Source organism: Lapidilactobacillus concavus DSM 17758, from assembly GCF_001435835.1.
GTDB classification, from domain to species: domain Bacteria; phylum Bacillota; class Bacilli; order Lactobacillales; family Lactobacillaceae; genus Lapidilactobacillus; species Lapidilactobacillus concavus.
In genome coordinates, this window is the sequence record NZ_AZFX01000002.1 from 1 (window position 1) to 10881 (window position 10881).

Annotated in this window: 7 protein-coding genes and 2 pseudogenes; 5 read left to right on the forward strand and 4 right to left on the reverse strand. The window is 37.4% G+C overall.

Annotated elements, in window-relative coordinates; genetic code table 11:
* Positions 1 to 159: 159 nt before the first annotated feature.
* The 5 genes and pseudogenes from FC15_RS00275 to uxaC all read left to right on the forward strand — a co-directional run bounded on the left by FC15_RS00275 (position 160) and on the right by uxaC (position 6180).
* Positions 160 to 1775: pseudogene (locus tag FC15_RS00275) on the forward strand (mannitol dehydrogenase family protein).
* 2 nt (positions 1776 to 1777) lie between these two features.
* Complete coding sequence (gene uxuA, locus FC15_RS00280) at positions 1778 to 2860, forward strand: mannonate dehydratase (RefSeq protein ID WP_057822749.1); 1083 nt, start codon at positions 1778 to 1780, stop codon at positions 2858 to 2860.
* Positions 2861 to 2906: 46 nt separating this feature from the next.
* A complete protein-coding gene (locus FC15_RS00285) occupies positions 2907 to 3566 on the forward strand; it encodes a bifunctional 2-keto-4-hydroxyglutarate aldolase/2-keto-3-deoxy-6-phosphogluconate aldolase (protein WP_057822751.1) in 660 nt (219 codons plus the stop codon).
* Positions 3567 to 4592 carry a sugar kinase gene (locus FC15_RS00290; protein WP_057822753.1) on the forward strand — a complete coding sequence of 342 codons (1026 nt, stop codon included), beginning with the start codon at positions 3567 to 3569 and terminating at the stop codon, positions 4590 to 4592.
* A gap of 169 nt (positions 4593 to 4761) precedes the next feature.
* On the forward strand, positions 4762 to 6180 hold the full coding sequence (gene uxaC, locus FC15_RS00295) for a glucuronate isomerase (protein ID WP_057822756.1): 1419 nt from the start codon (positions 4762 to 4764) through the stop codon (positions 6178 to 6180).
* A gap of 815 nt (positions 6181 to 6995) precedes the next feature.
* On the opposite strand, the gene FC15_RS00300 is transcribed toward uxaC, so the two are convergent.
* The 4 genes and pseudogenes from FC15_RS00300 to FC15_RS00315 form a co-directional block, all read right to left on the reverse strand.
* Positions 6996 to 7589 (reverse strand): YesL family protein, encoded by a 594-nt coding sequence (locus tag FC15_RS00300; RefSeq protein ID WP_057822758.1) that lies wholly within the window; start codon positions 7587 to 7589, stop codon positions 6996 to 6998.
* Positions 7590 to 7594: 5 nt separating this feature from the next.
* The gene (locus FC15_RS00305; RefSeq protein ID WP_371861349.1) at positions 7595 to 8356 is read right to left on the reverse strand and encodes a carbohydrate ABC transporter permease; all 762 of its coding nucleotides are present in this window, start codon (positions 8354 to 8356) and stop codon (positions 7595 to 7597) included.
* A gap of 167 nt (positions 8357 to 8523) precedes the next feature.
* Positions 8524 to 9432 (reverse strand): carbohydrate ABC transporter permease, encoded by a 909-nt coding sequence (locus FC15_RS00310; protein ID WP_057822760.1) that lies wholly within the window; start codon positions 9430 to 9432, stop codon positions 8524 to 8526.
* Between the two features lie 31 nt (positions 9433 to 9463).
* A pseudogene (locus FC15_RS00315) lies at positions 9464 to 10773 on the reverse strand (ABC transporter substrate-binding protein).
* Between the last annotated feature and the right edge of the window lie 108 nt (positions 10774 to 10881).

Below are 10881 nucleotides of genomic sequence, written 5' to 3' on the forward strand. Positions count from 1 at the left end.
CGGGGAAGGTCTTCCCTTTTCAATTACTATTTACACAAAATATTGTACACTCCCAATCTATTTAACAAAATACGATTGACATTTGAATAAAAGAGAATAAACTATTAATCGTCAACTGATATATTAATATTTTAAAAGGCGGAAGGGTCTAACTACAAAATGGTCAAATTAACTGACGACTATCTCAATAACCCCAATAAGTTTAAAAAAAATAACATTCAAACTCCAAATTTCAACCAAGAAGATATGGAGCAAGAAACAGACAAAAATCCAGTATGGGTGCACTTCGGTGGAGGAAATCTATTCCGCTGCTTTCACGCAGAGATTGCGCAAAACCTTTTAGACCATGGAGATTTAAAATCTGGTCTTATTATCGCTGAAACATATGATGATCAAGTAATTGAACAGGTTTATCAACCATTTAACAATCGAATATTACAAGTGGTCATGCAACAAAGCAGTACCTACAAAAAAAGCTATTAGCCAGTGTGGCAGAAAGTATCTATTATAACCATAATAATCCTAAGGGTTGGCTTAGATTAAAACAAATATTTTGCAACCCTACCTTACAAATGGTAACAATGTCAATTACCGAAAAAGGATATCAATTATTAGACGCACATGGTAACTTGACTGATAATGCTAAACAGGATATTAAGGAAGGCCCTGATAAGTCCATGACAAATATGGGAATGATTGCTCGTCTGTTATTCTGCCGTTATAATGCAGGCGCATTTCCACTAGCCATGATTAGTACAGATAACTTTTCTGAGAACGGGCATCATTTCGAAGAGGGCATATTAACAATTGCAAAAGGGTGGGCGCATAACAAGTTTGTTCCTAAATCATTTATTGATTACTTGCAAGATGAAACTCAGATCAGTTTCCCTTGGTCAATGATTGATCGAATTACTCCAAATCCATCAGAATTAGTCGCTCAACAGCTTAAAAAAACTGGATTTGAGGATATTGAAATTATCCACACATTAAAAAATACCAATATCGCACTATTTGGAAACACTGAAGAAACTCATTATCTAGTCATTGAGGATAACTTTCCAAATGGACGACCAGCATTAGAAAATGCTGGTGTAATCTTGACAAATCGTGAAACCGTAAATGACGCCGACCAAATGAAAGTAACGGCTTGTTTAAATCCGTTACACACTGCCTTAGCAATCTTTGGTTGTTTGCTTAATCAACAGTCAATTTCTGAAGAAATGAAAAATCCGACACTGGTATCCTTAATCAAGCAATTAGGCTATTTCGAAGGATTACCGGTTGTTAAAAATCCAAAAATTATTAATCCTAGAGCTTTTATTGATGAATTAATCAATGTTCGATTACCTAATAAAAACATTCCAGATACACCTCAGCGCATTGCAAGTGATACTTCTCAAAAGATTTCAATTCGCTATGGTGTAACTATTCAGCACTATATAGAGTCCAAGCGAAGTCTACAGCAACTAATTGCGATTCCATTAGTTTTTGCTGGTTGGTGTCGCTATCTGATGGGTATTGATGATTCAGGCAATTCGTTCGAAATAAGTCCCGATCCCCTTTTATCAGAGTTACAACCAATAGTTTCAGATATTAACTTGAATTCCAAAATATCTGTACATGATCAATTAATGCCAATCTTAAGTAATAAAAGTATTTTTGGCCATGACTTAAATGAAATTGGTCTGGCAGAAAAAGTAGAAGAATATTTTAAAGAAATGATTACAGGACCAGGTGCAGTCATCAAAACACTTCAAAGAGCGTTGGAGGATTAATAATGGCGGATTTAAAAATGGGGTTCCGATGGTATGGAGAGAAAAATGATCCAATCAATTTAAAATATATAAGACAGATTCCTGGAACTACCCAAGTTGTTGGTGCTCTGTTCGATATTCCTACAGGGGATGTTTGGCCAAAAGAAAGGATCTCACAGCTTAAACAACAAGTTGAAGCAGCGGGACTAAAACTGGAAGTCATAGAATCAGTTAACATACACGATGATATAAAAACTGGCGCCTCGACTCGAGACAAATATATAGATAATTACAAACAAACAATACGAAATTTATCAGAATATGGTATTAAAGTTATCTGTTACAACTTTATGCCAATCTTTGATTGGCTTCGCACGGATCTTCACTTTAAGCTTGAAGATGGTTCAACTGATTTAAGCTTTGAAGCAAATAAGTTAGATAATAACCCACAGAAAATCATTGACCGTGTAAAAAATAACTCCGAAGGCTATGCTTTACCAGGATGGGAACCTGATAGATTAGCAACAATTGAGAATCTCTTTAAATCATATGCAGATATCGATGAAAAAAAATTATCAGAAAATTTAAAGTATTTTCTGAATGAAATTATCCCAATTTGCGAAAAGTATAACGTCAGAATGGCAATGCATCCTGATGATCCACCTCGTTCACTGTTTGGGTTACCAAGGATTTATAAGAACCGTGAAGATATGCTTGCAATCGAAAAGATGTATGAATCTAGATATAATGGATTTACAATCTGCACTGGATCATTGGGTGAAAATCCAAAGAATGACGTTGCAGCAATCATCCGTGAGTTTGTAAGCAAAGATCGCGTTCCATTTGTACATGCGCGAAACATTAAATTTATGAACAATCAGTACGATTTTCACGAATCTGCTCATTTATCATCAGAAGGATCATTAGACATGTACAATATAATGAAAGCGCTACACGAATGTAACTATTCAGGATATATTCGACCAGACCACGGTCGTAATATCTGGGGAGAAAACGGACGACCGGGCTATGGGCTTTACGATCGTGCACTCGGAATCACTTATCTAAACGGATTATGGGAAGCACTGGATAAGAATAGATCTTAATGTAATTAATCAACATTAATACATTTTATAAAAGTGAGGCATTTTGATGTTAAAAGAAGAGATATTAGCAAGTGTTGGTAAAGCCGGTATTATTGCTGTAATCAGAGCAAATAGTATTAGTCGGAGTATCGAAGTTGCCCAAGCTTGCATTAAGGGCGGTGTGAAGGGAATCGAGCTTACCTATACAGTGCCAGAAGCCGCAAAAGCAATTAAACTGTTATTAGAAACAAACTCTGAGCATTCAGATGTTTTAATTGGTGCTGGAACTATTTTAACAGCATTTGATGCTAACGAAGCAATCAACGCTGGTGCTGAGTACATCGTTAGTCCTACATTTGATGAACAAGTTGCGCTGACGTGCAATGCACGAAATATTAATTACTTTCCGGGCTGTTTCACTCCGGCTGAAGTATATCATGCTAAAAAATATGGAATTGGATTAGTAAAAGTTTTCCCAGCCAGCGTTGTTGGCCCAGGAATGATCAGAGAATTGCATGGACCTTTCCCAGATACTCGAATTATGCCAACGGGCGGTATAAATTTATCTAATATAACAGATTGGCTAGAAGCCGGTGCATACGCTGTCGGAATTGGTGGTAGCCTTGTAGGAAATAACGAAACAAGCTTAGATACAATTACCCATAATGCTGAGCAATTTATTAAAAAAATTCAGGGCTGGCATAAAATGATTACTGAAGGTGATTAAATGGCAAAAGTACTAACATTTGGAGAGATGATGTTGCGCCTACATCCAAGTGGTTATCAACGAATTATACAGGCGAATCAATTCGATGCCAACTACGGTGGGGCGGAAGCAAATGTGGCTGTTTCACTGAGCCTTTTGGGAGATGAGTCTGAATATCTTACTAAACTACCAAATAATCCTCTAGGTACCGCTGCTTTATCTGAACTTCAAAAATATGGTGTTAATACCAAAAATATTCTTTGTGGTGGGCCGCGTTTAGGAATTTATTATTTTGAAAAAGGTGCTAGCATTCGATCAACCAATGTTGTTTATGATCGCGCCGGGAGCTCATTTGCGATGGCAACTAAATCTGATTTTTCCTGGCCAAAGATACTAAAAAGTACTAATTATTTTTATTTTTCAGGTATTACGCCTGCAATATCCACCGAAATAGAAGAATCTGTTTTTTCCGCATGTCAATATTGTCAAAAGAATGGTATTAAAGTAATCTGTGACCTAAACTATCGTGGTAAAATGTGGACAACTCATCATGCGCAATGCGTCATGTCTAAATTAATGAATTACGTTGATGTTTGCATTGCCAATGATGAAGACTTCGAAGCTTCTCTAGGAATTAAAGCATTTGATGGCAACATGAAATTCGGCATCGATCAAAAGGATAATTTCAAAAAAGGCATGTATGAAATTACCAAACGCTATCCCAACTGCCATATAGTTGCAAGCATATTAAGAAATATCGAGTCTGTGGAGACAAGTCAATGGACAGGTCTTCTGTTGAAAGACGGTCATTATTATCAGTCTCCAATTTATGACATGCATGTAATGGAAGGCGTTGCCTCTGGAGATGCCTTTGGTGCGGGCTTAGTTCATGGTATTTTGCATCATTTCGAACCCAAAAACATGATCAATTATGCAATTGCAGCCAGTGTTTTGAAGTTGACAATTAATGGCGATTTCAATTTAATTAGCGACCCCGAAATTCGCTCTATTCAGGATCACGGAACTGGTGCAAGTATGAGCAGATAACCAAACCGTAGTTCACAAATAAGCAATTTAAATCGTCAGTTGTTTCAATCAATTTATCGCAATGATACTGGTTTTATTTTCGTATAATTGCTTACTATATTTAGCGGAGCTGATAAATGATAGATTACCATTAGTGTATTTAAAAATTGCACAATCAAGGGGAATAAACATGTCTTTTCTAGATGATAACTTTTTATTAACGACTCAACCTGCACGTTATCTTTTTCATCACTATGCGAAAGAAATGCCAATTATTGATTTTCATTGTCATTTAAATCCTGAAGAAATTTATAATAATAAAAAATTTACTAACATCACAAAACTCTGGTTAAATGAAGGTACCTATGGCGACCACTATAAGTGGAGATTAATGCGTGCAAATGGTATTTCAGAACGATTTATCACAGGAAACGGAAATGATTATGAAAAATTTTTAGCTTGGGCTGAAACCATTCAAAAGGCTCAAGGAAATCCTCTTTTTGAATGGACACACTTAGAACTACAACGTTTTTTTGGCATCAATGACTTATTGACAACTGAAACAGCACCTGATATCTGGAATAAAGTCAATAAGCTATTACAAACAGATAGATTCAGTACGCGATCTTTGATTCGTAATGCAAATGTTAAAGTTGTATGCACGACAGATGATCCAGCATCGGATCTTCATTATCATAAATTACTGAGAATCGACGAAAGAATCAACGGATTTAAAACATTGCCAGCTATGCGTCCAGATAACTTAATGAACATTAAAAGTAATACATTTGGCAAATATATACAAAATTTTAGTGAGGTTTCGGGAATCAACATTCATTCATTTAACGACTTAATCTTAGCATTACATCAGCGCTTTGAGTACTTTTCCGACATTGGTTGCAAATTATCTGACCACTCACTAGGGACATTTGTATTTGTCAAATCTACAAAACAAGAACTAGACATAATTTTGGAAAAAGGGATCCATAACGAATCGTTAACTTCCATAGAATGTTATCAGTATATTACTGCACTAATAGAAGCTCTAATGAAATTAAACAATGACTTTGGTTGGACAATGCAATTTCATCTAAATGCTGCAAGAAATTTAAATCATCCAATGTTTAATAAAATCGGTGCTGACACAGGGTTTGACTCAATGGGATCTCAGCCTGATATAGTTATTCAAATGCAAAGATTATATTATGAAATGGCTGATCAAAATATCATTCCGAAATCAATTTTTTATTCCCTCAACCCTAATGATTGGTTATCACTAACAACCATGATGCAATCATTTCAGGGGAATGGCATCCAAAGGCTACAATTAGGTGCAGCATGGTGGTTTAATGATACAAAGGAAGGAATAACAAAACAATTAGAAACTTTTGCGGAGCAAAGCCTATTATCTAATTTTGTTGGAATGTTGACAGATTCCCGAAGTTTCTTGTCATATCCACGTCATGAATATTTCAGACGAGTTCTATGTGACTATTACGGAAATTTAATTGTCAGTGGCCGTGTCCCAGATGACTTAACCGGAATTGGTAAAATCGTTCAGGACATTAGTTATAATAATGCTTATAATTATTTTGGATTTTTTAAATAGTTGCAAGTACAATGTATTTGACAAGAATTTTTTTATCATCAATTTTAAACAGATTTAAAATTGATGTGCAACACTAATTCAGTTGGACCAATTTCGACTAGCAAAAAGCTATGAATGAAGTGAACCCTGAACTGAACCCCTTGAATTGGAGAAAAATAATTCAAGGGGTTTTTCTATAGAAAAATATAGTATTGAAACAAAAATTGAGAGTGTCAAACAAGCCGCCAAAATAGTTATTATAACGGTTTGTTTGAACACTACGTAAGTTTCCTTAAAAATTTGGTAAAGATGCTTGAGGAGACTAAATCAATGTTCTACAGCATAGATACTTTTATTCACTGAGTCAAAGCCAATCACCTCGATTTACCCTGCTCACTCATATCGACAGTCTATCGTTACATTGATCAAAAATTGATTCCTTTACGAAATTATGATCTACCCATGAAATCACGTCGTAGAGTAAAACTACCCAGCCATAATCATGTTCGGTTGAACAGGAAAGAGCCTCAACCAGAAATATCCAGCAGATATTATTCCTGTGTTGAGGTTTATTTAGACCAATTAAGGAATAAGTCCGAAAGTTTTGCACTTGATCTGACAATTGGAAAATTAGTAAAAAAACGCTATAGAGCAAGTTTTACGATTTGAAGTTGATAGACGTTTTGTACTGAAACTCCTTTTTATTATTTACCAATTTTAAACAACTGTTTGAACACCAACTAGTTAATTGTCATACCACGAAAATTTACTTTTTTTACATAAAAAGGAACTGACCCATATATCTGCCAGTCCTTCCAAATAATTAATAACAATCTTCAGATATTAAACTTTCTTCGTAATCGTTTCTCCACAAGAACGGTATTCAAGGTCATGAGCCCAACACCGCCTATGATGATAAATACCCCGCTAAATAATCCCATGAATAATCCTATCAATATAAGCGAACTCAATAACTGAGTGACAACGACTAAAAGATTCCTCCCCGCAATCATAAAGGCCAGTAAAAACGAGCGCTCTGAATCAAATTTGCTCAGAAGGACCCGCCAACTACAAACCACGACGAAGCCAATCATCGCGAACATCAATGCATAGCCTAAGCGATTGGTCCAAGCGGTTGGTTGCTGTAATAGAAACCAAACATTTACGCCCGCAATCATAAAGAGTAAACTTCCAATACGATCATAACGCCGTTCATTGGACTGGTAAATTTTTTTGAACAACTCACGGATTGGCTGGTGCACATTGGTCTGCAATTCACTTAGGACTAACATTGCCGATCGTGTTGATCGAAATAATGTAATAATTGGGAGACTGCTTACTAGCCAGACTAGATTTAAGGCTGCCATTTTTGGCACCCAATTGGCAATTTCCACCATAATTTGCGAGGATTTCTTTGTTTGTATTTGCATGGCGATTATCCTTTCGAGCCGGCTGTGAGATCCATACCTTCGATGAAATACTTCTGTGCGAAGAAGAAGAGTAGTATCGATGGTAGCAAGACCATTACTGCGCCGGCCATTAGGTAGTGCCATTCGGTCGTTGATTGGTTTTTAAAAACCTGTAAGCCAATCTGAAGCTTATATTGATTCTGATCTTTGATGTAAATTAGCGGTCCTAAGAAGTCATTCCATGCGCCATTGAAGGAATTAATCGCAATGGTGATTAGTGCTGGCTTGGTTAATGGAATCATCAGGTGGCTCCAAATATAAAGGTGATTAGCGCCATCCATTTTTGCGGCTTCAATTAATTCGTCACCAATAGACAGATAGAATTGGCGCATCAAGAAGATATTAAAGGCATTACCGAAGAACGAAGGTACGATCAACGGTAAGTAAGTGCCAACCCAGCCGATTTTTGAAAAAATAACATATTGCGGAATCATCGTCACAAATCCTGGAACCATCATCGTTGAGAGCACCAAAGCAAACAAGAATCTTTTCCCGGGAAATTCCAATTTAGCAAATCCATAGGCAATGAATGAATTAGAGAGAACATTGCTGATTACCACGAAGCCGGCAATAATAATGGTATTCTTCGCGTATGACCAGAAGGGAAACGCGTTGATGGCGGTTAAGTAGTTTTCCCACTGAATTGACTTTGGAAAAAAAGTCGGTGGGAATTGAACGATTTCACTCATCGGCTTCAATGATGTAAAGAACATCCAGAGGAGCGGCATCAGCAAAACTAGACTGACGCCACTTAACAACAAGTAGCTCAATAGCGTTCGGGCATTAATCTTACGTCGTTTTTTTTGCGCCAGGGTAATTGCAGTATTGTCGCTATAACGGGTGCTCAAAGGACCGTGATATCGCTCAGAACTCATTGTTTGCGGTTCAACTGCCATTATTGATTCCCCCCAGCATAATGCACCCATCTTGGTGCTAACTTCAAATTAATAATCGTCAAAATCGAAACAATGACAAACAACGTCATTGACATGGCCATCGCATACCCCATGTCGAATCCTACAAAGGCTTTATTCCACATGTGCAGGTTGAAGAATAAGAGAGAGTTTGCAGGTCCACCTTGCCCGTTATTTGTCATCACATAGGCTTCTTGGAAAATTTGGAATGATCCAATTGTACTCGTGATGACATCATAAAAGATAATTGGCGTGATCATTGGCAAGGTGACATGTCGGAATTTATGCCAGGTATTCGCACCATCAAGTTCTGCGGATTCATATAGTTGTGTCGGCACATTTTGTAACGTCGCAATATAAAGCAACATTGCCCCGCCAGCACTCCACAATTTCATCATGATCAATGCGGGCTTCGTCCAATTCGGATCGAATAACCAAGATGGTCCTTTGATGCTGAACCATGAGAGAATCGTGTTGACCATACCACTCGAAGGCGATAACAATTGCATCCAGAGAATGTATACGGCAACACCTGATAGAATTAACGGTAGGAAAAAAATCGTTCGAAAAACTCGAATTCCTTTTAGCTTTTGATTCAAAATAACAGCTAAGAAGATACTAAACACCGTCGTCATGGGAACGTTAAAAATTGTAAAATACAACGTGTTGTACAACGACTTCCAAAATAACTGATCTTCTAAAAACATGCGGCGAAAGTTGCCCAGACCAATAAAATTCATTTTGGACGTCAGATTGTAATCTGTAAAGCTACCGATGAAAGAAAATAGCATCGGACCTAGCATGAACACCACAAAGCCAATGATAAAAGGGGCAACGAATAAATAACCCCATCTTGCTTCCCGTTTTTGTCGCAATGAACGCTTCTGCATTCAGAACACCTCGCTTCATTCGAGATTGAGCTTACTTATGCTGTTTAACCAAATTTTCAACTGCAGTTTGAGCATCACCTAACGCTTGTTTCGCTGACTTGTTGCCCAGCAGCGCTGCGTCGATTTGTTCTTGGATAAGATTAGTAAAATCAGGAGCAGTCAGTGGAACCGGCGTCATTATGGTCTCCTTCATATTTTTCGCGGCCATCGCATAGATCATCTGCCCCGTTTTATCGAGCTCATCTCCGCTAATTAGATTATTATTGGCATTTTCGTTGGCCATAATATCGAAACTCGCCGCACCGAATTTCTGTTGCACTTTTTCGCTGGTCAAATATTTAATGAAGTCTGCCGATTCCTTGACGTGTTTTGCACCATGAGGAACTTCAACGGTGAACCCACCGCCCCAGGACCAATGACCACTACCCGCTTTAAATTCTGGTAATTGAAGCACCCCAAATTCAAAATCTTCAGGTGCGTTTTCCTTCAGACTCGTATAATAATTTAAATTTTGAGCACGCATCGCCACTGTTCCCGACAAGAATGGGTCAGAAACACCAGAACCAAACTCTGCTTCTAACCGATTAATCGTATCTTTACCATAGTGCTTCTGCTGGTCAAGGATCCATTGGAGTGCAGAAACTTTATTTTTAGTATTAATCTTAATATTTTCATCATCATCAAACCAACTGACACCATTATCAGCATTTAATGCTTAAACATCGGCACCTAAATTCCAGAGCGGGTAGAAACCAACACGGGAGTACGTCTTCCCTTTTTTAACGTCTAATTTACGCGCAACGTCTTCTAGTTCTGACCAAGTTGTTGGTAAATCCGCATCTTTTAATCCGGCATCACTGAATAGTTTTTTATTATAGAAAATGACCTGTGTATCTGTATTAAAAGGTAATCCATAGGTACCACCTTTATATTGTGCCGTTTTCCAAAGTTGCGGATAAAATTGTTTCTTCGTCTTTTGATCAAGATATTGGCTGATATCAACGGATTGTTTGGCTTCAGCTCGTTGCTCACAGACATAATATCCTGCACAATCACGTCGGGTGGATTGCCGGCCGTAATTGCAGACAGTGACTTGGTCCAAATATCTCCCCAAGGTTGATAACTATGTTTAACCGTCACTTTGTCTTGCGATTGATTATAATCCGAGATGATCGACTCAATAACTTCTCGACGGTCCCCAGATCCCCAAAAAGTCCAAAAATCCAACGTCACTTTATCCGAACTTTTAGTACTGGACTTAGATTGACTTTGTGCCCCACAAGCTGTCAGAAATACCATTAATGAAGCCAATAGCGCAATCATCAGTTTGCTTCTTTTCATCATCTAAAACCTCCAATATCAAAATGAAAACATGCTGTTTTTTGTAGTATAGCAAGTGATAAATAATTAATCAATCAAAACTAATGTTATTTATAAACTAAAACTAAT